This is a genomic window from Mesorhizobium sp. M0207 (assembly GCF_040321995.1).
Lineage (GTDB): Bacteria > Pseudomonadota > Alphaproteobacteria > Rhizobiales > Rhizobiaceae > Mesorhizobium.
The window spans coordinates 24,999-49,232 of the sequence record NZ_JAMYSQ010000037.1 but is presented as its reverse complement, the minus strand read 5'-3'; the positions used below and the strand labels follow the sequence as shown (position 1 = coordinate 49,232).

General features: G+C 60.5%; 24 protein-coding genes, 1 tRNA gene and 2 pseudogenes. 18 read left to right on the top strand and 9 right to left on the bottom strand.

Annotation, left to right across the window (positions count from 1 at the left end; all coding sequences use genetic code 11):
- The 5 genes and pseudogenes from NKJ15_RS30460 to NKJ15_RS30440 form a co-directional block, all read right to left on the bottom strand.
- Nucleotides 1–119: pseudogene (locus NKJ15_RS30460) on the bottom strand (IS110 family transposase); the annotation flags it as partial.
- Between the two features lie 450 nt (nucleotides 120–569).
- Complete coding sequence (locus tag NKJ15_RS30455; protein WP_502899351.1) at nucleotides 570–1,628, bottom strand: tyrosine-type recombinase/integrase; 1,059 nt, start codon at nucleotides 1,626–1,628, stop codon at nucleotides 570–572.
- Between the two features lie 237 nt (nucleotides 1,629–1,865).
- A complete protein-coding gene (locus tag NKJ15_RS30450) occupies nucleotides 1,866–3,053 on the bottom strand; it encodes a porin (RefSeq protein ID WP_352566168.1) in 1,188 nt (395 codons plus the stop codon).
- A 233-nt stretch (nucleotides 3,054–3,286) separates the two neighbouring features.
- Nucleotides 3,287–3,466, bottom strand: a complete 180-nt coding sequence (locus NKJ15_RS33120) for a GIY-YIG nuclease family protein (RefSeq protein ID WP_502899381.1) — start codon at nucleotides 3,464–3,466, stop codon at nucleotides 3,287–3,289.
- 289 nt (nucleotides 3,467–3,755) lie between these two features.
- Nucleotides 3,756–3,846 (bottom strand) — tRNA-Ser (locus NKJ15_RS30440).
- Between the two features lie 449 nt (nucleotides 3,847–4,295).
- Here NKJ15_RS30440 and NKJ15_RS30435 point away from each other — a divergent pair.
- Nucleotides 4,296–5,447, top strand: a complete 1,152-nt coding sequence (locus NKJ15_RS30435) for a porin (protein WP_352449013.1) — start codon at nucleotides 4,296–4,298, stop codon at nucleotides 5,445–5,447.
- Nucleotides 5,448–5,678: 231 nt separating this feature from the next.
- Here the strand turns inward: NKJ15_RS30435 and NKJ15_RS30430 are convergent, their stop codons facing one another.
- Nucleotides 5,679–7,331 (bottom strand): tetratricopeptide repeat-containing sulfotransferase family protein, encoded by a 1,653-nt coding sequence (locus NKJ15_RS30430; RefSeq protein ID WP_352819417.1) that lies wholly within the window; start codon nucleotides 7,329–7,331, stop codon nucleotides 5,679–5,681.
- Between the two features lie 107 nt (nucleotides 7,332–7,438).
- On the opposite strand from NKJ15_RS30430, the pseudogene NKJ15_RS30425 reads away from it, so the two are divergent.
- A pseudogene (locus NKJ15_RS30425) lies at nucleotides 7,439–7,589 on the top strand (pyridoxal phosphate-dependent aminotransferase); the annotation flags it as partial.
- A 44-nt stretch (nucleotides 7,590–7,633) separates the two neighbouring features.
- Here the strand turns inward: NKJ15_RS30425 and NKJ15_RS30420 are convergent.
- The gene (locus NKJ15_RS30420; protein WP_352616852.1) at nucleotides 7,634–9,286 is read right to left on the bottom strand and encodes a tetratricopeptide repeat-containing sulfotransferase family protein; all 1,653 of its coding nucleotides are present in this window, start codon (nucleotides 9,284–9,286) and stop codon (nucleotides 7,634–7,636) included.
- A 119-nt stretch (nucleotides 9,287–9,405) separates the two neighbouring features.
- On the opposite strand from NKJ15_RS30420, the gene NKJ15_RS30415 reads away from it, so the two are divergent.
- The 12 genes from NKJ15_RS30415 to NKJ15_RS30360 all read left to right on the top strand — a co-directional run bounded on the left by NKJ15_RS30415 (nucleotide 9,406) and on the right by NKJ15_RS30360 (nucleotide 19,323).
- Nucleotides 9,406–10,518 (top strand): pyridoxal phosphate-dependent aminotransferase, encoded by a 1,113-nt coding sequence (locus NKJ15_RS30415; protein ID WP_352616855.1) that lies wholly within the window; start codon nucleotides 9,406–9,408, stop codon nucleotides 10,516–10,518.
- A gap of 90 nt (nucleotides 10,519–10,608) precedes the next feature.
- Complete coding sequence (locus NKJ15_RS30410; protein WP_352616858.1) at nucleotides 10,609–10,887, top strand: acylphosphatase; 279 nt, start codon at nucleotides 10,609–10,611, stop codon at nucleotides 10,885–10,887.
- A gap of 145 nt (nucleotides 10,888–11,032) precedes the next feature.
- Nucleotides 11,033–11,695 carry a TetR/AcrR family transcriptional regulator gene (locus NKJ15_RS30405; RefSeq protein ID WP_352616861.1) on the top strand — a complete coding sequence of 221 codons (663 nt, stop codon included), beginning with the start codon at nucleotides 11,033–11,035 and terminating at the stop codon, nucleotides 11,693–11,695.
- A 47-nt stretch (nucleotides 11,696–11,742) separates the two neighbouring features.
- The gene (locus NKJ15_RS30400; protein ID WP_352566160.1) at nucleotides 11,743–12,906 is read left to right on the top strand and encodes an isovaleryl-CoA dehydrogenase; all 1,164 of its coding nucleotides are present in this window, start codon (nucleotides 11,743–11,745) and stop codon (nucleotides 12,904–12,906) included.
- An 82-nt stretch (nucleotides 12,907–12,988) separates the two neighbouring features.
- On the top strand, nucleotides 12,989–13,381 hold the full coding sequence (locus tag NKJ15_RS30395; RefSeq protein ID WP_352616865.1) for an AbrB/MazE/SpoVT family DNA-binding domain-containing protein: 393 nt from the start codon (nucleotides 12,989–12,991) through the stop codon (nucleotides 13,379–13,381).
- The gene (locus NKJ15_RS30390; protein WP_023677795.1) at nucleotides 13,378–13,761 is read left to right on the top strand and encodes a type II toxin-antitoxin system VapC family toxin; all 384 of its coding nucleotides are present in this window, start codon (nucleotides 13,378–13,380) and stop codon (nucleotides 13,759–13,761) included. The genes NKJ15_RS30395 and NKJ15_RS30390 overlap by 4 nt, the downstream gene beginning before the upstream one ends.
- A gap of 4 nt (nucleotides 13,762–13,765) precedes the next feature.
- Nucleotides 13,766–15,373 carry a carboxyl transferase domain-containing protein gene (locus NKJ15_RS30385; protein WP_352616868.1) on the top strand — a complete coding sequence of 536 codons (1,608 nt, stop codon included), beginning with the start codon at nucleotides 13,766–13,768 and terminating at the stop codon, nucleotides 15,371–15,373.
- 1 nt (nucleotide 15,374) lies between these two features.
- Nucleotides 15,375–15,905 carry an O-acetyl-ADP-ribose deacetylase gene (locus NKJ15_RS30380; RefSeq protein ID WP_352616871.1) on the top strand — a complete coding sequence of 177 codons (531 nt, stop codon included), beginning with the start codon at nucleotides 15,375–15,377 and terminating at the stop codon, nucleotides 15,903–15,905.
- 115 nt (nucleotides 15,906–16,020) lie between these two features.
- Nucleotides 16,021–16,395: a hypothetical protein gene (locus tag NKJ15_RS30375; RefSeq protein ID WP_352471111.1), complete on the top strand. Its 375-nt coding sequence runs from the start codon at nucleotides 16,021–16,023 to the stop codon at nucleotides 16,393–16,395.
- Between the two features lie 29 nt (nucleotides 16,396–16,424).
- The gene (locus NKJ15_RS30370; RefSeq protein WP_245274740.1) at nucleotides 16,425–16,805 is read left to right on the top strand and encodes a hypothetical protein; all 381 of its coding nucleotides are present in this window, start codon (nucleotides 16,425–16,427) and stop codon (nucleotides 16,803–16,805) included.
- A gap of 43 nt (nucleotides 16,806–16,848) precedes the next feature.
- On the top strand, nucleotides 16,849–17,223 hold the full coding sequence (locus NKJ15_RS30365; RefSeq protein ID WP_023677798.1) for a hypothetical protein: 375 nt from the start codon (nucleotides 16,849–16,851) through the stop codon (nucleotides 17,221–17,223).
- A 111-nt stretch (nucleotides 17,224–17,334) separates the two neighbouring features.
- Nucleotides 17,335–19,323 carry an acetyl/propionyl/methylcrotonyl-CoA carboxylase subunit alpha gene (locus NKJ15_RS30360; protein ID WP_352616875.1) on the top strand — a complete coding sequence of 663 codons (1,989 nt, stop codon included), beginning with the start codon at nucleotides 17,335–17,337 and terminating at the stop codon, nucleotides 19,321–19,323.
- Between the two features lie 99 nt (nucleotides 19,324–19,422).
- Here NKJ15_RS30360 and NKJ15_RS30355 read toward each other — a convergent pair whose 3' ends face one another.
- Together NKJ15_RS30355 and NKJ15_RS30350 are read right to left on the bottom strand one after the other, a co-directional pair.
- Nucleotides 19,423–20,544, bottom strand: a complete 1,122-nt coding sequence (locus NKJ15_RS30355; protein ID WP_352471026.1) for a branched-chain amino acid ABC transporter substrate-binding protein — start codon at nucleotides 20,542–20,544, stop codon at nucleotides 19,423–19,425.
- Nucleotides 20,545–20,934: 390 nt separating this feature from the next.
- Nucleotides 20,935–21,201, bottom strand: coding sequence for a sel1 repeat family protein (locus NKJ15_RS30350; protein WP_352819414.1), 267 nt, complete (start codon nucleotides 21,199–21,201; stop codon nucleotides 20,935–20,937).
- Nucleotides 21,202–21,660: 459 nt separating this feature from the next.
- Between NKJ15_RS30350 and NKJ15_RS30345 the strand changes: the two genes are divergently transcribed.
- The 4 genes from NKJ15_RS30345 to NKJ15_RS30330 all read left to right on the top strand — a co-directional run bounded on the left by NKJ15_RS30345 (nucleotide 21,661) and on the right by NKJ15_RS30330 (nucleotide 24,187).
- A complete protein-coding gene (locus NKJ15_RS30345) occupies nucleotides 21,661–22,005 on the top strand; it encodes a DUF2147 domain-containing protein (RefSeq protein WP_023677801.1) in 345 nt (114 codons plus the stop codon).
- A 210-nt stretch (nucleotides 22,006–22,215) separates the two neighbouring features.
- On the top strand, nucleotides 22,216–22,368 hold the full coding sequence (locus NKJ15_RS30340; RefSeq protein WP_023677802.1) for a hypothetical protein: 153 nt from the start codon (nucleotides 22,216–22,218) through the stop codon (nucleotides 22,366–22,368).
- Nucleotides 22,369–22,409: 41 nt separating this feature from the next.
- A complete protein-coding gene (locus NKJ15_RS30335; RefSeq protein ID WP_352454349.1) occupies nucleotides 22,410–22,604 on the top strand; it encodes a hypothetical protein in 195 nt (64 codons plus the stop codon).
- An 80-nt stretch (nucleotides 22,605–22,684) separates the two neighbouring features.
- Nucleotides 22,685–24,187 (top strand): AMP nucleosidase, encoded by a 1,503-nt coding sequence (locus NKJ15_RS30330; protein ID WP_352540756.1) that lies wholly within the window; start codon nucleotides 22,685–22,687, stop codon nucleotides 24,185–24,187.
- Nucleotides 24,188–24,234: the final 47 nt, after the last annotated feature.

The following is a 24,234-nucleotide window of genomic DNA, read 5'->3' as shown; positions in this document are numbered from 1 at the left end:
GGGACTACCGCCCGCCGTTGCAATTTACGCACCAGCACCGAACGCTCCGCAGCGTCGACACCATGCAGCTGAAAAACACTCTTGGACGTATCCATGCCAATACAGATAAGGTGTTCCACGGACGGCTCCCTTGTTTGAGATCTCAACGAACTCATTCTGGCACATCCGATGCTGTCGGGCGCCGTCCACCCCATCATGCCATGACGTCAGCCGAAGAATGACGTCAGCCGAAGAATGCAGCGGATCGGAATGGCGCTCGTATCCGCAACGTGGACAGCTACCCTTCAACCATCACCCGCGACTGACCGCCGGTGCGAAAAGCACTCGAATTTGCTCCGCTTTCGTGTACGCAAATGTAACGGCATGGATCCCAGGGTCTTCGCTACGTCGCTTCGCTCCTGCTCCGCCCAGGGATGACGAATGCGAGGAGGCTTCGGCCAATCTCGGAGATTTGCGCTTTGCCACTGAAAGAATTTTGGAGGCTCGCTGCCGAGTGGAAGGCCAACTTAAGTAATACCCGAGACTTCATCTCGAGTATTACTTGACTTAACTTCGCAGGGAACAAACCGTCAGGATTTGGCGCTTCTCTTCGCTGGCTTTGGGGCTTTGCTTGCGGCCGGCTCGCCTTTTGGCTCTCGCCTTGCCGGAGGTGGAGAAGACAAAGCGCTTGCGCCGCCGCTGTCCGCGCCACTGCACCGCGGTGTCTCCAGCACAGTGACGCAGCCATCGAGGTCGTTGGTGGCCAGATGCGCGTAACGCATGGTCATCGACAGCGTCTGGTGACCGAGCCACATCTGCACGCGCCTGATGTCGATGCCGCCCTGGACGAGACGCGAGGCGCAAGTATGGCGCAATATATGCGGCACGACCTGATCGTCGGCGCCAAGCCCGACTTCGGCCTTGGCATCGTTCCAGATGGCGCGAAACTGCGCCTGGCTGAGCTTGGTGAACGGGCCCTTGGGCCGGCGGCCCTCGGTGGCCGGCAGCTTGATCACCTCTTTTACCCGCTCGGTCATCGGGATGGTGCGGCTGCGGCCGGATTTGGTGATCCAGAAACTGACGCGGTGCTCCTGGATATCGTTCCAGATCAAGCCCAGCGCTTCGCCGAGGCGGCAGCCGGTGTCGACGAGAAAGACGGAAAGCCGATAAGCGTCCTCGCTGCGGCTCTTGATGGCGGCGAACAGCCGGGCCTCCTCGTCTCTTTCGAGGAAACGAATCCGTCCCGCCCGCTCCTTCTGGCGGCGGAACTCGGGCAGGCTGTGGATATCCCCCATCTTGTGAGCCTTGCGCAGCAGTTTGCTGAGGGCAGCCATCTTCCGGTTGATGGTTGCGTTGCTGTTGCCGCGCTGGCGCAAGGTGCCGATAAGGTTGTCGAGGGTGCTTTGGTCAAAGGCGCTGAAACGCTCCCCAAGGAGGATCTCGTCTATTTCGCCGATGAAGGAGCTGACATTGTATTTGTGCCGCCCGTCATCCCAAAGTATGTCCCGGTATGCTAAAAACAGTTCTCCGATCCTGTGCGACTTTACTTCTCGTATCTTGTTGTAACTGTATTTTATTTTTGCAGCTTGAGAAGAAAACATCGAAAAATGATCAGAGGTTCCTCCCTCTTGAATCGCATCGTTCGTCATTATTCGCCACACCCCCGAGTGGATAGGCCTAGACCTACCTGCTTGGCGGTGCCCTTTCAAGAGTTTTAAGCGTTGCGGCCGATTTCATCCACCGATCGGCGGATCCCAACGACATCGTTCCACAACCCTGTTCAGCTACCGAACCCCCTTTTCCTTCTGTTTGCTACCAGTCGCGAAATAAAAACAGCCCGGGCGTTAAGGCGCCCGGGCTGGATTTCACTTGCTTAAGTCCAGCCCTTAGAAAGAGCGCTGGAAGCGGAGGATGCCGCCGACGGCGTTTTTCTTGTCGCCCGGGATGCCCGTCCAGTTGTATTCAGTACCGAGGGCGCCGGCCTTGTGCTGGTTATGAGCCCAGTCGACTTCGGCCGTGATCGTGAAGCCGGGAACGATGTCGTACGCGATATTGGCCGCGACGCCGGCTTCCTTGGCTTCGTCATACGACGCCTGGATGTTGAACGAGGTCTTCTCGTTGATGGTGTAAGTGCCACCACCCCAGACTGCCCAGTTACCGCCCCACTGCTTGTAGAAGTTGCGCGGGAGATTGTCGTCGGAGCCGTAGCCGGCCATCAAGAACAGCGACAGGTTCTGCATCGGCGTCACGTCGAGGCGAACCTTGGCAGCCCATTCTTCCAGGCTGCTGTCATAGGCAGCAACACCGCTGATGGAGCCCCAGCCCTGCGTGTATTTGAGACCGCCAACGACATACGGAACATAGCTGTCGATCGAGTCGTGGCCGAGATGGGTGGCGGTGTTAGCAGCGTTAAGGATAAAGCCTTCACCGGTTTCCAACGAAGCCACGGCCGAGAAGCCGTTGCCGGCATCGAAGTAGTACTGGACGACGTTGGTGTCGAAGCCGCCGTAGGGGACCAGCGTATCCTGGATGACGTTGCCGGCGTAGCCGGTGAACGTGTTAAAGGCTGTTTCGTCCTTACCGACGCGGAGACCACCGAGCTGGATCCAGGCGAAGTTCAGCGAAACGCCTCTGCTGCCAAAGTTGGAGAAGGCATTGTCGATCCCGGGCACGGTTTGGTAGCCGGTTCCCCAGTTGAAGCGCGTCTCGGTGTAGGTCTTCAAGGTGCCCATCTCGGTTTCCTGGCCGGTATAGGTCCTCAGCGTGAAGCGAGCCTGCTTGTAATAGCCGTCGTTGACGTTGTCTTCGCCATTCAAGGCATCCTTAAGGTCCTGGTACCTGGCGCCGTCGAACGAGCCAGCCTGGCCAGCGCTGATGTCATAGCGGACATAGCCGCCGATGCGCAGGCAGATTTCGGTGCCGGGGATGTAGTAGTAGCCAGCGCCGTAGACGTCGCAAATCTTAACGTATTCAGCGGGTTCCGGCTCGGCGACGACGACGGCGTCGGCGGCGCGCGCACCGGAAACTGCGATCAGTGCCGCAGCGGAGCCGAGAAGAAGGCTCTTGATGTTCATTTTCTGACCTCCAGTCAGAATCGAACGAAAGAGCGGAATTGGCACCGTGTGTTTCTGTCGTAAGTAGCTGATATTGCGTTATTATTTGGGAAAACCGCTGATTATTGCACGATCGCGTGAGGAGCGGCAGATGGGTCACCAAAGGCGTTTGCTGGCAAAAGCATGCGCGGAACCGGATTTGAGATAACGCTCGAATGAGGTCGCCTTGGCTTGGTTCGAGAAGGCGATGCAGGTCACGATCCGCCATGGCAGGAATTTGGAGGTATGGCGGGATTTTCGGCGTTATGCTCGGCGATCCGTCGCTTCAGGTCCGAGGTCACACCGATATAGCGCTCGCCTCCCGCAGTCTTGCTTTCCAGCAGATATACGTACCACACGAACCGGCCCTCCCTCGCCAACGCATTGGAGTGCATCCTCCTTCGCAAGGAGGAATATGCCAACCGCGATTGTGCAAGCGTTCCAAGAGGTTGCGGCCCTCCTTCGCTACGGCTTCGGAGGGCATCCTGCTTCGCGCGGAGAGGGGATTCGCTGGACTTGTCCTGCGAAGCGCACAGCAGGGGTTTTCGGGGCTAGCGGCCCTCCTTCCCTACGGCTTCGGAGGGCATCCTGCTTCGCGCGGAGAGGGGATTCGCTGGACTTGTCCTGCGAAGCGCACAGCGCGAAGCAGGATCGCCTGCCACCCGAAGCCCGCAGGGTGTAGGGTGGCGGAGAGGATGGGATTCGAACCCACGAGAAGCTTTTGACCTCTACTCCCTTAGCAGGGGAGCGCCTTCGACCACTCGGCCACCTCTCCGTTGCGCCGGTGGATAAAGAAAAGCGCCGGCACAATCAACAAGCCGGCGCTATTATCCTTGAAAAATCGACCCTTTGCCAAGGTGCGGCCCAGCGATGTGTCGATTCTGCGGCAATTCCCTGGTTCGCGACTCGGGCCAAGGTCACATTTCGGGCCGACCGTCGCCGGAATCCGCCGTTTGCAACGGCTTGCGGAGGGCCATTGGTTAACGGGAGCTTTCGGAGTGAGGCCAAATCGTGTCATTTGTGCAACAACGCTGGGGGATAGCGCCAAGACAAACCTTTTGCCGGTACGATCGTGGTTGAACGCCGCCGTCTCATGGGTAATGTCGGATTTGAAGGAGCGGCGCGGTGCGCATCTTTTTCGGTAGTGGGGATGGGGCAGGGAACGCTGTCCTTCAGCAAAGAATACCCAGACCCGTTTTTTAACTTTTGACTGGAGGTCAGAAAATGAACATCAAGAGCCTTCTTCTCGGCTCCGCTGCGGCACTGATCGCAGTTTCCGGTGCGCGCGCCGCCGACGCCGTCGTCGTCGCCGAGCCGGAACCCGCTGAATACGTCAAGATCTGCGACGTCTACGGCGCTGGCTACTTCTACATCCCCGGCACTGAAACCTGCCTGCGCATCGGCGGCTACGTCCGCTATGACATCGGCATCGGTGACGTCGGCTCATTCGACGGTGCAAAGACTACCGATCAGCAGGACGGCGACTCGCAGGATACCTACTACAAGCACGCCCGCTTCACGCTGAAGACCTGGACCGGCCAGGAAACCGAGCTCGGCACCCTGAAGACATACACCGAGACGCGCTTCAACTGGGGTAACCACAACGATTACCTTGATGACAACTTCAATGGCGGTACGAGCGTTTCGCTGAACTTTGCCTGGGTCCAGCTCGGTGGTTTGCGCGTCGGTAAGGACGAATCGGCCTTCGATACCTTCATCGGCTACGCCGGCAACGTCATCCAGGATACGCTGGTCCCCTACGGCGGCTTCGACACCAACGTCGTTCAGTATTACTTCGATGCCGGAAACGGCTTCTCGGCCGTGGCTTCGTTGGAAACCGGTTCGGGCAGTGCCGCTGCGGATCCTGGCATTTTCCAAGACAGCAACAGCGGCAATGATTCCATCGACAGCTATGTCCCGTATGTCGTCGGCGGTATCAAATACACACAGGGCTGGGGCTCGATCACCGGTGTCGCCGCCTACGACAGCACCTGGGAAGAGTGGGCCGGCAAGGTTCGCGTCGACGTTACGCCGATACAGAACCTGACACTGTTCCTGATGGCCGGCTACGGCTCTGACGACAACATCGACCGCAACTTCTACAAGCAATGGGGCGGCAACTGGGCAGTTTGGGGCGGTGGCACCTACACCATCAACGAGAAGACCTCGTTCAATCTCCAGGCCTCGGCTGACGACGACAAGAACTACGGCGTCGCTGCGAACATTGCCTACGATATCGTTCCCGGTCTCACGATCACTGCCGAAGTCGATTGGGCCCGCGACGGCCAGTTTGATAAAGCCTACGATCGCAACTGGACCAATGCCGACGACAAGGACAGCGTCGGCGGGATGCTCCGCTTCCAGCGCTCATTCTAACAGTCCGAGCCAGATTTATATTGAACCCGGCGGGCAACCGCCGGGTTTTTCTATCAGGGCGACTCCGCTACCAAGCCGCGTGAGCATGGCGCCGGTTACAGGTCGCGATCGTTCTCTGCCAGTTGCTGAGAAATTCTACCGACAGATATCTGGCCGCACGCTGGGAAATCCGCCGTAAGCCTGCGCAGTTCAGATATCACGATCCACGCAATGTGGACCGCCAACCCCAAATCAAATCTCGGCGAGATCGCCAAGCGACTGGATCAGCGGCTGGATCGTACTCTCATATTTTTTCCAGCGCTTGACCGATGATGTATAGATCGGCTGCCGGACCTGCCAGCGGCTGGGGGTATTGACCGACCTGTCCTTCTCGAAAAAGCGCAGGCAGGAATCGTCCCAAGGCAATCCAAGATGATCGATGAGACGACGCGACTGTGTCTCCTGATCCGCAACCAACGTCTCGTAGCGGCTTTCGAATATACGTCCGGGAAAGACCTTATTCCAATGCCGCATCAAGCGATCATATTCGCGGTAGTATAGGCCGAGTGTCTCAAGGTCGGCGTTGTAGCCGTGGTCCTTGGTGAAATGTAGGACGAAGCAGGACACGCAATTGTCGATGGCATCGCGGCGGCAATGAATGATGCGCGCGTTGGGAAAGAGAATTCCGATCACGCCGATAAACTCGAAATTGTGCGGCATCTTGTCGACGATGCGGAGTGCGCCGGGCGCGTGCTGGCGCAGATAGGACAGGTATTCTTCGGCCAGCGCCCTCGACTGATCCCTCGTCATCGACATGATCGAATTGCACAGGTCTTTATCCGACAGTGTTCTAAAGCCCATCGAGTTCGCGATTCGCCGCAGCTTCGTAAGCTCCCCGGCGCCATGGACATCCGGATGGCTCGCGCAGATCTGCTCGGTCAGCGTCGTCCCCGACCGGGGCATGCCCAGCACAAACACAGGCACTTCGGACGGACTGCCGTGGCCAGCCTTGGCTTCCAATAATGACGGGCTGAATATCTCGATCATGGAATCGACACTTCGGCGGTAGTGCTCCAGGTCGAAATCGTGACCAGCGGCCTTTTTCGCCTTCTTGAAATGATCCATCGCCTCTTCATAGCGCTCGAGATCGTTCAGCACTTTGCCTGCGGCGTGATGGAGCTGTGATGCAGCAACCGGTTCGAGCCTGGGATTGGACAATTCGCGCAGGATAGAATCGAGCTCGGCAGGTTTTTCGGTGAACTTTTGCGTGTCGACCAGGTAATTGTAGGCTGCCCCAACATCGACGCGACGTTCTATTGCCTGATCGAGATAGGCTCTGGCTTCGTCCATGCGGCCGAGGCCGGTGAGCGCACCAGCCAGACCAATCCGGACCATGGGATGGTCGCCGTTGATCTTTAGCGCCTTCTCGTAAAGGGGCAAAGCCATCTCGGCCCTGTCGAAGTTGACGTAGCCACGCGCCAGTCCGCAAAGCGCTTCCACCAGATCGGGCTTCAATTCGCAGGCGCGCTGCAGGTGCCTGATCGCAAGCAAGCTGTCGCCAAGTTTCAGACCGGCCTCTCCCAGGCTAAGGTGGAAATATGGATTTTGAGGCGTCTGGCTTACTGCCCGCGCAAAATATTTGAGAGCCAACTCATCGTCGACACCGAGGCCCAACGTGCCGAGTATATAGAGCGAAAGCGGGTGGTTGGGCGTGCGGGCGAGAACGCGATGGCATAATTCCTCCGCCTCCGGGAGCCGCTTGGCTTGCTGAAGTTCGAGCGCCTGTCGCAGCAGCATGTCGTCAGCTTGCGCGCGCGACGGCGGTTTCACTTTCGGCGGTTCCACTTTCGGCGCCGAACGGGACTTTACATGCTTGGACCACGCGGGCGGCAGTCGGTTGTTCATCATGTCTCGCTAGCAAAATGATCCGGGAGAATCCAGCCTGACGTTTCCGCCTGCCGCGGAACTTGCGCGAGGCGAGCCGGCAGGCTAGCGAGGGCCCTCCCCTCGGCGTCGGCGCCGACAATGTTGTCGTCGGCGAAGGCATAGACGGGCTGCTCAGCCTGGTGGCGCGCATGTATGGCGCCCGGCGACGCGGTGGTGACCTCGCTCGGCGCCAACCCAACCTTCAATTTTCATATTGCCGGCGTCGGCGGCATGCTTCGCTTACATTGCTCGTTCTAACGGGCCTTGTCGCACCTACTTGTTCAAAGTTCGGCCAGGTCGCCCAAGGCGTCAATCAGCGGCTGGATCTTGCTCTCATAATTTTTCCATTGCTTGATGGACGAGTTGTAGATGGGCTGCCGAACCTGCCAGCGACTGGCCGTGTTGACCGAACCGTCATTCTCGAAGAAGCGCAGGCAGGCATCGTCCCAGGGCAATCCAAGATGATCGATCAGACGGCGCGATTGTGCCTCCTGATCCGCAACCAGCGTCTCGTAGCGACTTTCGAAGATGCGTCCCGGAAAAACCTTGTCCCAATGTCGCATCAGGCGATCATATTCACGATAATACAGCCCGAGCGTTTGCAGGTCGGTGATGTAGCTGTGTCCCTTGGAGAAATTCAGGAAAAAGCATGAGAGGCAATTGTCGATGGCGTCGCGGCGACAGTGAATAATCCGCGCGTTGGGGAAAAGAAGGCCTATAAGACCGACAAGTTCGAAATTCTGGGGCATTTTGTCGACTATGCGAAGTGCGGTCGGCGCACGCTCACGAAGGTAGGACAGGTGCCCCTCGGTCAGCATCTTGGCTAGGTCGGGGGTGATCGGCACGATCGATTGGGCCAAGCCCTGTGCCGAAAGCCTCGTAAGGCCGATAGCATTTGCGGTTCGTCTTAGCTTGCTGAGTTCTCCTGCGCCGTGAACATCCGGGTGGCTCGCGCAAATCTGCTCGGTCAGGGTGGTCCCCGAGCGGGGCATGCCCAGTACAAACACGGGCACTTCCGATGGGCTTCCATAACCCGCCTTGGCAGCCAACATATCCGGGTTGAAGAACTCGATCGTGGAGTCGACCCAGCGGCGATAGGTTTCCAGATCGAACTTATAGCCGGCGACCTGTTTGGCTTTCTTGAAATGATCTATCGCGTCGTCGTAGCGCTTAAGGTCGTTCAGCACCTTGCCGGCAGCGTGATGAAGTGTCATCGCACTGTCCGGGTCAAGCTTTGGGTTGCCAAGCTCGCGCAAGATGGACTTAAGTTCCGCAGGCTCTTCAGTGAATTTGCGCGTGCGCACAAGCTCATTATAGGCGGCTGGCATGGCTATGCGACGTTCGATCGCCTCTTTCAGATAGATTTCGGCTTCGTCCATGCGGCCGAGACCGATGAGGGCGCTGGCCAATCCCGCCCGAACGCGGGGATGATCGCGGTTGATCTTGAGCGCTCTCTCGTAAAGCGGCAGAGCCATGTCAGCCTTGTCGAATTCGACGTAAGCGCGTCCCAACGCGCAAAGCGCTTCCAGCAAATCCGGCTTCAACTTCAAGGCCTGCTGGATATGCGTGATTGCGGGCGAATATTCGCTGACCTTCAGATAGGTTTCACCCAGACTAAGGTGGTAATAGGGGTTTCGAGGCTCCTCGCCGACGGCTAACGCCAAATATCGCAATGCAATTTCATCGTCGAGCCCGATGAATAGCGTGCCCATGATATACAATGCCAAGGGATGGTTGGGCGTGCGCTCCAGCACGCGACGGCACAGTTCCTTAGCCTCGGCCAACCGCTTGGCCTGCTGAAAGTCATATGCCTGTTTCAGCAGCATGTCGTCGGCCTGCGCGCGCGACGGCGGTTTCGCTTTCGGCGGTTGCACGTTCGGCGCCGGGCGGGACTTTATGTGCTTGGACCAAGCGGGTGGCAGTCGGTTGCTCATCATGTCTCGCTAGCAAAATGATCCGGGAGAATCCAGCCTGACGTTCCTGCCTGCCGCGGAACTTGCGCAGGCCAAGCCGGCAGGCTAGCAAGAAGGCCCGCTTTCGAACGAGCCCTATCATGCGCCTGCGCCCTCCCCTTACGCCGCTCATCGACGCGCTTCCCTCCACGGTGCCGTTTGTCGGCCCGGAGGCGCAGGAGCGTGATCGCGGCCGCGCCTTTCGCGCCCGCATCGGCGCCAATGAGAGCAGTTTTGGCCCTTCCCCGCGCGTCATTGCCCGCATGGCTGAGATTGCCGGCGACATGTGGATGTATTGCGACCCCGATAATCACGATTTGAAGGTAGCTGCCGCCGGGCATCTCGGCGTCGGCGCCGAAAACGTCGTCATCGGCGAAGGCATAGACGGGCTGCTCAGCCTGGTGGCGCGCATGTATGTGGCGCCCGGCGACGCGGTGGTGACCTCGCGCGGCGCCTATCCGACCTTCAACTTTCATGTTGCCGGCGTCGGCGGCCGGCTGGTCGCAGTGCCCTACGAGAACGATCGGGAAAACCTCGACGGCCTGCTGGCGGCAGTGGCCAGGGAAAAGGCGCCACTGGTCTACCTGTCCAATCCGGACAATCCGATGGGCAGCTGGTGGGAAGCCGCCGAGCTCAGCCGCTTCATCGAAGCCTTGCCGGAGACCACAATGCTGGTGCTCGACGAAGCCTATGGCGAATTAGGGCCAGCCTCAGCGCTGCCGCCGATCGATGTGGCGCGGCCGAACGTCATCCGCATGCGCACCTTCTCCAAGGCCTATGGGCTGGCCGGCATACGCTGCGGCTATGCGGTGGCCGAGGCCCAGGTGATTCGGGACTTCGAGAAGATCCGCAACCACTATGGCGTCAGCCGCATGGCGCAGATCGCCGGTGTCGAGGCGCTTGCCGATCAGGCCTGGCTGGAGAGCGTGGTGGCGCGGGTCGCCGCCGGCCGCCGGCGTATCGCCGCAATAGCCGAAGCGAACGGGCTGAAGCCGCTGGCTTCGGCGACCAATTTCGTCACCATCGACTGCGGCCGCGACGGCGCTTTCGCACTAAAAGTGCTGCAGGCGCTGTTGTCACGCGACGTCTTCATCCGCAAGCCGATGGCGCCGGTTCTCGACCGCTGCATCCGGGTCAGTGTCGGCCTCGATCACGAACTCGACATCTTTGCCGAGGAACTGCCTGGCGCGCTGGCGGCAGCGCGGGGGAACTGAAGAGCCTTCGCCCTATGTGGCTGACCGGCGGCAACGCGGTTGAATTTGCACGGCGATGCGCCAGACTCGCCTCAGAGGATGGAGAGCGTGATGACCGACCGGACTGTGCAGGTACGCATTTACGGCAAGGTGCAAGGCGTCAGCTACCGGGTCTGGGCGCGGCGCGAGGCGTCGGCGCTTGGCCTTGCCGGGTGGGTGCGCAACGAAGTTGACGGCTCGGTGACAGCCTTGATTGCAGGGACCGATGCGGCGGTCTTGGCAATGATCGAACGGCTTCGGCAAGGGCCGCCAGGGGCAGCGGTTTCGAAGGTCGATGTCGAGGAGATCGAGGCTCGCGACATGTCGGCCGATTTCAGGATTGTTGCCTAGCAAGGCATGGTCCTGCTCATTCGCTTCCATCGCACAAAGTTCTCGAGGGTGCAGATAGAGCAAATCTGAAGCCATTGCCCTGCCCGGACGCGCCTCTTGAATTAATTGAACGTTTGTTTTATTTTCCGCGAAAAGGCGGCTTGTCATGGCGCGTACGACCGGTTCCGACGGAGAGAAGACCGAAGCTGCGGTCCGCGAGGCGGCAGTCAGCCTGATTGCGCGTCTCGGCTACGAGGCGATGTCGATGCGCCAGCTGGCGGCCGAGGTCGGCGTCCAGGCAGCGGCGCTGTACCGCTACTTCCCGACCAAGCAGGACCTTCTGTTCATGCTGATGCGTGAGCATATGGAAGGCTTGATCGAGGCGTGGCGCGCAACACGCCCTGTCGGCGCTGATCCGGCAGCGCGGCTTGCCGCTTATGTCGAAAACCACATCGCTTTCCATATCGAACGCCGCCACTCCACCCATGTCTCGAACATGGAGCTGCGCAGCCTGTCGCATGAAAAACTCACGCAGATCCTGCGCATGCGCACGGCCTACGAGAAGGAGCTGCGCGCCATCCTGCGCGACGGCGTCGAAGCGGGGTTATTCAGCATCGAAGACACCGGGCTCACCGCCATGGCGCTGATCCAGATGATGACCGGCGTCATTGTCTGGTTCCGGCCGGGCGAGCGGCTGTCGATCGCCGAAGTCACCGCTACATATCTGGCAATGACAATGCGCCTTGTTGGAGCAAAGAGCGATGGCGCGTCAACGAGCGACGACGCCGCGCCTCTATTCGGGCGCGCAAAGGACGCTCTAGCAACTTGATTTCGCGCATGATCCCGATTTCGGGATCGTGCGCCGGGAGGAACGGCATGTACATGCATACGCTCAACTTCGGGCTTGACGAAGACATCGAGGCGCTGCGCGACCTGGTGCGGCGCTTCGCCCAGGAAAAGATCGCACCGATCGCCGCCGAAATCGACCGCTCGAACGAATTCCCGGCACATCTGTGGGCCGAACTCGGCGGGCTCGGCCTGCTCGGCATCACCGCCGATCCCGATTTCGGCGGCACCGGCATGGGCTACCTTGCCCATGTCGTGGCGATGGAGGAGATTTCGCGCGCCTCGGCCTCGGTCGGCCTCTCCTACGGCGCCCATTCCAACCTCTGCGTCAACCAGATCAACCGCTGGGCAACGCAGGCGCAGAAGGAAAAGTATCTGCCATCGCTCTGCAGCGGCGAAAAGGTCGGCGCACTGGCGATGTCGGAATCGGGTGCCGGCTCCGATGTCGTGTCGCTGCGCCTGCGCGCCGAAAAGCGCAACGACCGCTATGTGCTCAACGGCACCAAGATGTGGATCACCAACGGGCCGGATGCCGAGACGCTGGTCGTCTACGCCAAGACCGATCCGGAACTCAATTCGCGCGGCATCACCGCCTTCATCGTCGAAAAAGCCTTTGCCGGTTTTTCGGTGGCGCAAAAGCTCGACAAGCTCGGCATGCGCGGCTCGAACACCGGTGAGTTGGTGTTCGAGAATGTCGAAGTGCCATTCGACAATGTACTGCACGAGGAAGGGCGCGGCGTCGAGGTGTTGATGTCGGGCCTCGACTACGAACGCGCCGTGCTGGCCGGCGGGCCGGTCGGGCTGATGGCAGCGTGCCTCGACGTGGCGATACCTTACGTGCATGAACGCAGGCAGTTCGGTCAGCCGATCGGCGAATTCCAGCTGGTGCAAGGCAAACTCGCCGACATGTATGCGACGATGAACGCGGCGCGCGCCTACGTCTATGCCGTAGCCGCCGCCTGCGATCGCGGTGAGACGGCCCGCAAGGATGCTGCCGGCTGTATTCTCTTCGCCGCCGAAAAGGCAACGCTGATGGCGCTCGACGCCATCCAGCTTTTGGGCGGCAACGGCTACATCAACGACTACCCGACCGGCCGGCTTTTGCGCGACGCCAAGCTCTACGAGATCGGCGCCGGCACCAGCGAAATCCGTCGCTGGCTGATCGGACGAGAAATCATGGCGGAGGGCGCCTGATGGCGTCTTTTTGAGATTTTGCCAGAAGCCGCACGATGTGGCATACATGGGGTAATGTGCCACAATCCAGGCGAGGTGGACCATGGCGGGCAGAACGGGAAAGTCCGGATTTGACGAAGATCCGCAAACACAGTTCGATGCCGGCGCTCGCCAACCACAGCTTCGTGCTCCGGCGAAACGCGAGCGTGTCAAGCTTGGCGAGGGCGGGCGCTTCGTCATCCCTGCCGCGATGCGCGAGGAGATGGGCGTGAAGCCTGGCGACGATATGATCCTGCATGTCGAGAACGGCGAACTGCGGGTAAGATCGTGGCTGCAGAATCTGCGACGCGTCCAGGCCGAATTGTCAGCGTTGAAACAGCCCGGTGAAAGCGTCGTCGACGAATTTCTGAAAGAGCGACGGGAAGAGCAGCGCCGAAGCGACAAGCGTCTCGACCGGCTTCACGCCGAAGGGACAACGGGAAAGCGGGCGAAATGAAGCCCTATGTCATGGACAGTTCGGCGGCGCTCGCAATCCTGCTCAACGAGCAAGGCACCGATAATGCTTTGGGGTTCGCGCCGGATGCACAATGCAGTTCGGTCAATGCGGCCGAAATCATCGCCAAGCTGATCGACAAGGGACGCAGCATGGAACAGGCTGCGGACGACCTCGCCAGTCTCGGCATGCCGATCGCCGTTTTCGACGACGCGATGGGCATCGCCGCCGGGCAGCTTCGCCAATTGACGCGGCATCGCGGCTTGTCGCTGGGCGATCGGGCTTGCCTGGCGCTGGCAATTCGCGAGAATGCCATTGCCGTCACCGCTGATCGCGATTGGGGCGACCTCGATGTCGGCTGCAAGATCGAGCTGATCCGGTAGCGCCATGGCCCCCCTCACCTCGCAGATATCGCCCGCCTCCGATATTTTCCGCGCCAATGCCGGGCGCATGCGGGCGCTGGTCGCCGATATTGCTGAAAAAGCCGCCGCCATCGAGCGCGGTGGCTCGGAAGAGGCGCGTGAGCGGCACGTCTCCCGCGGCAAGCTCCTGCCGCGGCAACGCCTAGCCCAATTGCTCGACACAGGCTCGCCCTTCCTCGAAATCGGCCAGTTCGCGGCATGGTCGATGTATGGCGAGGACATCCCTTCGGCCGGCCTCATCGCCGGCATCGGCCGCGTCGAAGGCACCGAAGTGATGGTCGTCGTCAACGACGCCACGGTGAAGGGCGGCACCTATTATCCGCTGACGGTGAAGAAGCATCTGCGTGCACAGGAGATCGCATTGCAGAACAATCTGCCTTGCGTCTATCTGGTCGACAGCGGCGGCGCCAATCTGCCCAACCAGGACGAGGTGTTTCCCGACCGCGATCATTTCGGCCGCATCTTCTACAACCAGGCCAACATGTCGGCTGCCGGCATTCCGCAGATCGCCTGCGTCATGGGCTCGTGCACGGCCGGCGGCGCCTATGTGCCTGCGATGTCGGATGAGACAATCATGGTGCGCAACCAGGCAACCATCTTTCTCGGCGGGCCGCCGCTGGTGAAGGCGGCCACCGGCGAGGACGTCACCGCCGAGGACCTCGGTGGCGCCGACGTGCACACAAGGCTTTCCGGCGTTGCCGACCACTATGCGCTCGACGACGAGCATGCGCTGGCCATATGCCGGCGTATCGTCAAAAACCTGAATCGGAACAAAAATGTAAGCCTGGCCTTGCAGAAATCGATTCCGCCGCTTCACGATCCACATGAACTCTACGGCATCGTGCCGACGGATCTGCGCCAGCCCTATGACGTGCGCGAGGTAATCGCCCGCACCGTCGACGGCTCCGAGTTCGATGAGTTCAAGCAGAATTATGGCACCACGCTGGTCACCGGTTTCGCCCATCTCAGCGGCATGCCGGTCGGCATCGTCGCCAACAATGGCGTGCTGTTTTCGGAAAGCGCGCTGAAGGGCGCGCACTTCATCGAGCTGTGCTGCCAGCGCAAGATCCCGCTGATTTTCCTGCAGAACATCACCGGCTTCATGGTCGGGCGAAAATACGAGGCCGGCGGCATCGCCAAGGACGGCGCCAAGCTGGTCATGGCGGTCGCAACGGCCAAGGTGCCGAAGGTGACCGTGATCATCGGCGGCTCGTTCGGTGCCGGCAATTACGGCATGTGCGGACGCGCCTATTCGCCACGCTTCCTGTGGATGTGGCCGAATGCCCGCATTTCGGTGATGGGCGGCGAGCAGGCGGCAACGGTGCTGGCCGTGGTCAAGCGCGAAGGCATCGAGCGCAAGGGCGGGGAATGGAGCGCTGAGGAGGAAGCGAAATTCAAGAAGCCGATCCTGATGAAGTACGAGCACGAGGGACACCCGCTCTATTCGTCGGCAAGGCTCTGGGACGACGGCATCATCGACCCGGCCAAGACCCGCGAGGTGCTGGCGCTCAGCCTTTCGGCCGCGCTCAACGCCGAGATCGAGGAGACAAAATTCGGCGTGTTCAGGATGTGAGATGAGCGAAATCGGCCAGAGGATTCGCATTCAAACCGGCGACATCACGAAGCTGGCGGTCGATGCCATCGTCAACGCCGCCAATACCTCTCTTCTCGGAGGCGGCGGCGTCGACGGCGCTATCCACCGCGCGGCCGGCCCCGAGCTTGTGGCAGAATGCCGGACCTTGCATGGCTGCAAGGTCGGAGACGCAAAAATCACCAAGGGCTACAGGCTGCCCGCGCGCTACGTCATTCATACGGTCGGGCCGGTCTGGCAAGGTGGCAGCAAAGGAGAAGCCGAACTGCTCGCCTCCTGCTATCGCCGGTCGCTCGAAATCGCCGCCGCAAAGGACTGCCGGACGGTGGCGTTTCCTGCGATCTCGACCGGGGCCTACCGCTATCCGAAGGATCAGGCGACGCAAATTGCTGTCGGGACCGTGAGCGCCTTCATCGGCCAGAACATCGCTCCGGCAACCGTCATTTTCTGCTGCTTCGACGAGCCGACGGCCGAATTGTATCAGCGGGTCGTCGCTGCACTCGGCAGGGTGTGACCCTGCGCGGGAGACAACCCACCACATCTCCAGACTATTTTTTGCTTCTCGATCTGGCCAGACGAAAGAATCACGGCTATTGATCATCGCAAATACCAATGGGGATTGGGCGAAGATGAGGCGGCGGGTTTTTCAGAGAACAACTGCGCATATACTTGCGGCGTTGCTTATATTAGCGACGCCTGGCATCAGTGCAGCGGAGTCGCTGGCGGGAAGCAAGGGCGAGACCCGTTTCTATCCCTATTTGCCGCAGAGCCCGAAGGATCCGTGTACCAGGGCCTACAAGGCCTATGTAGCGGCCGGCGGCCATTCAGCCTATGCAACCACTCCGTATTCCCGGGTGCGTTTTCTGTACATCATCTGCGGCTCGCGCTTGAATGCACCGTCACAGCAAGCTGCCGAAGAATTGGCGTTGAAATCCTGTCAGGCCGCCCGCAACAGTTACAGAGTTACAACAGGCGGCGGCTGCGAAATCGCTGCCTCCAAGTAGGCGAATATATTTCAGTGTTTGGGGTTCAAATGGGTTTGGCAATGAAATCTTTATCAATCAAGCGAGCAACCATGTCGGTACTTGCACTGCTTGTGGCCTCTGCACCGAATGTCGGCGCCGCCGAATCGCTGGCGGGAAGCAAGGGCGACAGCCGCTTTCCGGTCTATTTTGCACCGGGTACAATCGGAGGCTGCGGCAAGAATTACAAGGACTATGTGGCGGCTGGCGGTCACTCGGCCTATGCGATGACGCCATTCAACTGGGCAACCGAATTCACTATTTGCGGTGCTTATCTGAATGCAACATCCCAGAAGGCTGCGGAGGCGCTGGCGTTGAAATCCTGCCAGTCCGCGCGCAGCAAGTACAAGGTCACGACTGCAGGGGCCTGCGCCATAGCTGCCTCCAAATAGACCGACACCCGTCGGCCTTCGACATATTCAATGGGTGGGAAAAATGAAATCTATAAGCGTCAAACAAGCAGTCTTCTCGCTGATAACCGGGTTGCTTCTAATCTCGAGCCCCAATGTCGGCGCGGCGGAATCGCTGGCTGGAAGCAAGGGCGACGTCCGCTTCTACCCGTATTTTCCGGCGACCGCGGATCGGCCATGCACCAAGGCATATAAGGCCTATGTGGCGGCCAGCGGCCATTCAGCTTATGCGACCACTCCGTATTCCCGGGTGCGTTCGTTGTACATCCTGTGCGGCTCGCGCTTGAATGCGCCCTCGCAAAAGGCTGCCGAGGATATGGCGATGAAATCCTGCCAGGTCACCCGCGACCGTTACAGGGTCACGACCGGGGGAGCTTGCGAAATCGCGGCCTCAAAGTAGGCAGGCCTCGCTTGCCTACCCTTTGACCGCCAGACTACAAAGCAGGGCATTGCCGCAGTTCGCGTGACGAGAATTCGCGCCGTTGGCGGCAGCTCTGCCTGTGGAGGCCCGATGTTCGCCAAGATCCTGATCGCCAACCGTGGCGAGATCGCCTGCCGGGTGATCCGCACGGCACGCAGGATGGGTGTGCGCAGCGTCGCCGTCTATTCCGACGCCGACGATCGCGCCTTGCATGTCGAAATGGCCGACGAAGCGGTGCATATCGGCGCCTCTACCGCCAACGAAAGCTATCTGCGCGGCGACAAGATCATCGCGGCGGCTTTGGCCACAGGTGCCGCGGCCATCCACCCGGGCTACGGCTTTCTTTCGGAAAACCCCGATTTCGTCGACCAGGTGGTCGCGGCGGGGCTGATCTTCATTGGGCCGTCGGCGGCCTCGATCCGTGCCATGGGACTGAAGGACGCGGCCAAGCGGCTGATGGAAAAGGCCGGCGTGCCTGTCGTTCCGGGCTATCACGGCGAAGCGCAGGAGATCGTGTTGCTCGCCTCCAAGGCGCGCGAGATAGGCTACCCCGTACTGATCAAGGCGCGCGCCGGCGGCGGCGGCAAAGGCATGCGGCGCGTCGAGCATCCCGATGATTTTTCGGAAGCACTGTCGGGCGCGCGGCGCGAGGCGAAAGCCGCGTTCGGTGACGACCGCGTCTTGGTGGAAAAATATGTCGACAAGCCGCGCCACATCGAAGTGCAGGTGTTTGGTGACAATTTCGGCAACGCCGTGCATCTTCACGAACGCGACTGCTCGGCGCAGCGCCGCCACCAGAAGGTGATCGAGGAGGCGCCTGCCCCCGGCATGACGCCGGCACTGCGCAAGGCGATGACGGAGGCGGCGGTGAAAGCCGCCAAGGCAATCCACTATTCCGGCGCCGGTACCATCGAGTTCATCGTCGATGCCTCGCAAGGTCTGAAGGCCGACCGTTTCTGGTTCATGGAAATGAACACCCGTCTGCAGGTCGAGCACCCCGTCACCGAAATGGTCACCGGCATCGACCTGGTCGAGTGGCAGTTGCGGGTAGCCTCCGGCGAAAAACTGCCGAAGACCCAGAGCGAGATCGCGCTCTCCGGCCACGCCTTCGAGGCGCGCATCTATGCCGAGGACGCGGCAAGAGGGTTTTTGCCGGCGACCGGCACCTTGCACCATTTGAAATTTCCGCAGCCGGCACCGGAGGGTGCGACCATGCGCGTCGAAACCGGTGTACGCGCTGGCGATGCGATTTCGCCGTTCTACGATCCGATGATCGCCAAGCTGATCGTTCATGGCAAGGACAGACGGACGGCGCTCACGGCGCTTGGCACGGCACTGTCGCAGACCGAAATCGCCGGCTCGACGGTCAACACTGGCTTTCTTGCCGCGCTGGCCGCTACTGCGGATTTTGCGGCGGGCGATGTCGATACCGGCCTGATCGCCAGGCACCAGCAGGCGTTGACGGCGGTTCCGCCGCCGAGCGGTGAGACGATTGCCGCCGCGGCACTTGCCGCGTCCGGTGCGCGCGACTTGCCGTCCTCGGACGATCCCTGGTCGTCACTGGCCGGCTATGCGCATTTCCACGCTGTAGCGCGGAGCACCCTGCTGAAGTTTGGCGAGCAGGAGATCGGCGCGCGCGTGTCGGTGCGGCCGGACGGGCGGTTCGAGGTGGCGCTGGATGCGCCCTATGACAGCGTCAATTCGCGGGATCTCCGCGCGGCGCCTCGCCTCGCCCGCTGGCCGGGCCACGTCACGGTCTTCGATGGCGCCATCGGCTACGGTTTTGCCGTGCCGGATCCGCTGGCCCGAGCCGACGAAGCCGCCGCCGCTTCCGGCAGCCTGCGCGCGCCAATGCCCGGCCTGGTCAAATTGGTGCGTGCAGGCAAAGGCGAGTCCGTGATCAAGGGCCAGCCGCTGCTGATCCTGGAGGCGATGAAGATGGAGCACACCATTGCCGCGCCCCATGACGGGGTTATCGCCGAGATTGCTGCCGAAGGCGCGCAGGTAACCGACGGCACCGTGCTGGTTCGCTTTGTCGAGGAACCTCAGTTGACTGCTGTTTCCCTATCCACGAAGTGATCTCGAACGCGTGACAAAGGCGTCGCCAAAAAAAATGTGGCCGGGTTTGACCCCCGGCCATGTTCGATTACAGCAGCGCGTCTTGCGGCGCCGCGGCCATCACGGTTGGATCGGCGCGTATTTGCCGTCATGCCACTGGTTGATGTCGTAGCTCGCGTTCTTGAGGTCGCCCTTCTCGTCGAAGGTGACCGAGCCGACAACCGTGCTGATCGGCTGGCCGTTCTTTAACGCTTCGGCGACTTTTGCCGGATCGTCGCTGCCGGCGCGTTTGATGCCTTCGGCGAAGGCCTGGATCACCGCATAGGAAAACAGCGTGAAGCCCTCAGGCACGAAGCCGCCGGCCTTGATCTTGGCGATGGCCTCCTTGGCTTCGGGCTTCGCCTGCGGATTCGATGGGAAGACGAACATGGTGCCTTCGCCGGCCGGACCGGCAACCTGCCAGAATTCCGGCGAAGCGATCGAGTCCGGCATGATCAACTGGAACTTGAGGTTCTGCTCCGCCGACTGGCGCAGGATCAGGCCGGCTTCGGGGTGATAGCCGCCGAAATAGACGACGTCGGCTTTCAGCTCCTTGAGCTTGGTAACAAGAGCGGAATAGTCCTTCTCGCCAGCGTTGATGCCCTCGTAGAGGATTTCATTGAGACCGTTCTGGTTCATCGTTGCCTTCACGGCATCGGCCACGCCCTGCCCATAGGCGCTCTTGTCGTGCAGGATGACGACTTTCTTGCCGGCATATTTCTTGGCGATCCAGGGACCGATGAAAGCGCCCTGCGCATCGTCGCGCGTGTAGAGGCGCATGATCGTCGGCCAGCCGGCTTTCGCCGCTGCATCGGTCAACACCGGGTTCGAGGAAGCCGGACTCATCATCAGCGCACCGGCTTCGGCGTAGACAGCGGAGGCCGGGATGCTGGAGCCCGAGCAGGCGTGGCCATCGATGAACTTGACACCGTTGGCGATGATGCGGTTGGCGACCGAAACCGCCTGCTTCGGATCGCACTGGTCATCCTCGATGTCGAGCTTGATCTGGCGGCCGTCGACGCCGCCCGCCGCGTTGATCGCGTCGGCGGCGGCTTGCGCGCCTTGCTTAAACTGATCGCCGATGTTGGCAAGCTGACCGGTCATCGGTCCGACCACCGAAAAGGTGATGTCATCGGCGAAGGCGACCGGCGCGGTCATCATCAGGCCAAATATGGCTGCGCTGAAAATACTGAATTTCTTCATGGTGACATAACTCCTCCACTCTCGCGCGACCATCCCGGCCGCGCCTCTTCCAGAATGGCGGGAGAATTTCATCCTTCACCGGAGCTGTCTAGACGCATCGTCGGCGCTCGATTGGGCCTGTAATGCGCTGTTCCAAAGACAAAGCCGCGCCAGCCTTGTTCCGGCCGGTCGCAGCTTTTCTCATCGAGTTCCCGAGGTATCCCCACCAGGATCCGCTCGCCTTCCCTGTTTGTACGGTTTATGGCGCGGCTCGTCCGCCGTGTTCTTGATCTTGTTGGCCCGGCCGTCTTGCGCGGCCTTGATTTTTCGGGCCCGGCCCTCTGCGCGGCCTTGACCCGAAGCGTCCCTGTCGTGAGGTCAGTACCCCTTGTGAGGTCGATGCCGGCGAATTCAGTGCATCGTCATCCATTCGCGAGCTTCGCGCAGCGCCTTGGCGATCTCGACCTTCGACATGGCGGCAGACAATTCGGAGCGCAGTTCCGCGGCGCGGGCCGAACCCTTGATCGCGGCGATGTTGAACCATTTGTGGGCGGCGACGACGTCGGTGTCGCAATCGCGGCCAGTCGCATACATCATGCCCAACTCGAAAAGAATATCGGCCTGGGCGGTTGCCCCCATGGCGCCGAAGCCGGCTTCAAGCATTTCAAAACGTGCCATTTCAAATCCCCTGTTCTGGCTCCCGAGAGCTGTCTCCGTATGTCCCTCGGTGTCCTTGATTACCGTCGGGGGCGGCCGCTCTTTCGATGCTTTCGAGAATGCCCCGGAGGCTTGAATCCGTCGTTAAATGGCGTGCTTAATTTGAGGAAAACAAAGCTAAAACAAGAGGTAAACACGAAAATTCGTTAAGGATACAAAGCCAGCAATCGCGCCGGTTTGCACAAGATTTGAAGAAAACTTGCGAGGCGCGGATCAAGACTCCGCTAACCACAGAAGACAAAGACGTGTGCGGCCCGTTTCATCTTTCGCCGGCGCGGCCGTTCGGGAGCGGGCAAAAACCCGCAACCCTTCCGTGGCGGCACCGCTTTTGTTTTTCCGGGAGCTGGACTAGCTTACGTTTGCGTAAGGGGCAGACACCCGGGACGGAGCCCGATTGGACTTACCTGAGGGAGGAAAGACATGTTTCGACAAGTGAGCCTGGCCCTCGCGGCCGCAATAATGATGACCGGCGCGGCATGGGCCGATCCGATCGAAGGCAATTGGAAAACGCAAGCCGGATCGACTGCCGCCATTTCGGGTGGCGGCGGGGCATTTTCGATTACGCTCAAATCCGGCAAATTTGCCGGCAAGAACATCGGTTCACTGAAGGTTGCCGGCGACAACAAATATGCCGGCACGATAACCGACCCGGAAACCGACAAGACCTATTCGGGCAAGGCTTCGCTTTCCGGCAGTTCTCTCAAGATGAGCGGCTGCGTGCTCGGCGGGCTGATCTGCAAGAGCCAGACCTGGCACAAGCTCTGATCGTGCCCTTCCTGCCGGGGTGAGCGGGGCCAGTCGGCCCCGTTTTCATGTTATCGGTCTCGCAGCCATGGTGTCGCCATGGGTCGCTGCACTCACAGCGGACCCTCTCAGAGATCATCAACCATTTTTGAACCGCAGATGAACGCCGGGATCAGAGCCGGTTCAGCCGGGGCAAGGCATTGTCATGCGTGTTGAAGGAGACACCGCGCAATGCTTGCCCGCCGCTTCACCATCGTCTGCCTGCTGATGAGTCTGTTCGGCATGTTGTTCGCCGTCCTTGTCGCCGAAGCCGGCCGGCCGTCCCGCTCCTGGGACGTCGCCAGTTCCTGCCGACTCGGTTGCTTGAACCATCTTCACCACTGAAACGACAAAGAGCTGAACCTTTAGAGAAAAGCAAAACGCCAATGAACCGCCTCGCCGCCAACACCCTCAAGACGCTTCGGCTGCTGCCGCGCGCGGCGCTCATCCTGACTGTTCTTTCGGTACCGGTACTGGCCGTGCCGACGATGCGCACCAATGCCGGCTCGACGATCGAGGCGCCTGCGTTGAGGAAGTCAGGCCTCGGCTTTGTGCTGCTGGTTAGCCTGCAGCGCGGTTAGCAGACCGAAAAACGCCGACAGCGCGTATTGAGGCCGCCTTACCCCCTCCCAACCGCGCGTCCAACTCTCTATATTGGGTCATGGAAAAGCGAATCTATCCCCAAGCCATTGAATCGGTGGTCACGCCGGAGCCGTTTGGCCGGCAGAGCTTCAACGACGCCAAGAAGGCGGTCGCCGCCCTACAGGTGCTTTACGACCGCAACACCAAGTTCCTGCGCGATTCATTTACCGCGCTCGCCGCGGGCGGCGACAACAACAAACGCTACCGGGCTTTCTATCCGGAGATCGGCGTCACCACGAGTTCCTTCACGCAAATCGACTCGCGGCAGGCCTATGGCCACATGCCGACGCCGGGGCATTTCTCAACCACCGTCACCCAGCCTGCTCTTTTCGAAAGCTACCTCACCGAACAGCTTCGGCTGATCATGCGCAACCACGGCGTTCCCGTCACGGTTTCGGAATCGACCACTCCCATCCCGCTGCATTTCGCCTTCCTCGAAGGCACGCATGTCGACGGGACTGCTGCCGAGCGCATCAAACGGCCGATCCGTGACCTGTTCGACGTGCCGGATCTCGACGGCACCGACGACCAGATCGCCAACGGCACGTTCGAAGTGGCATTGGGCGAGGCACGGCCGCTGGCGCCGTTCACCGCGCAACGCATCGACTATTCGCTGCACCGGATGTCGCATTATACGGCGACAAGTCCCCAGCATTTCCAGAACTTCGTGCTGTTCACCAACTACCAATTCTACATCGACGAATTCGTCGCCCGCGCACGCGAATTGATGGCCAATGGCGGTGATGGATATGTCGAGTTCGTCGAGCCGGGCAACATCGTGACCAAAGCAGGGGACGGCGCGCCCGGTGAGGGTGCTGCGCCGCCTCGCCTGCCGCAGATGCCGGCCTATCATCTGAAGAAGCCGAATCATGGCGGCATCACCATGGTCAATATCGGCGTTGGGCCTTCCAACGCCAAGACGATCACCGACCATATTGCGGTGCTCCGGCCGCATGCCTGGGTGATGCTCGGCCATTGCGCCGGCCTGCGCAACACGCAGGCGCTCGGGGATTATGTGCTGGCCCATGCCTATGTACGAGAAGACCATGTCCTCGACGACGATCTTCCGGTCTGGGTGCCGATCCCGCCGCTAGCCGAAATCCAGGTGGCTCTGCAGGAAGCGGTCGCCGAGGTCACCGGGCTTTCCGGATATGATCTCAAGCGCATCATGCGCACTGGCACCGTCGCCACTATCGACAACCGCAATTGGGAGCTGCGCGACCAGCGCGGGCCGGTCCAGCGGCTGTCGCAGTCGCGGGCGATCGCGCTCGACATGGAATCGGCGACGATCGCCGCCAACGGCTTCCGCTTCCGGGTGCCCTATGGCACGCTGCTTTGCGTATCCGACAAGCCGCTGCATGGCGAATTGAAGTTGCCGGGCATGGCGACCGAGTTCTACAAGCGGCAAGTAGCGCAGCACCTGACCATCGGCATCAGGGCGATGGAGAAGCTGGCTGAAATGCCGATGGACCGACTGCATTCGCGCAAACTCAGGAGCTTTTCGGAAACTGCGTTCCAGTAAATGCCGAATCGCATGTGTCGGTCCAGGTCAGGACATTTCGTCATCTT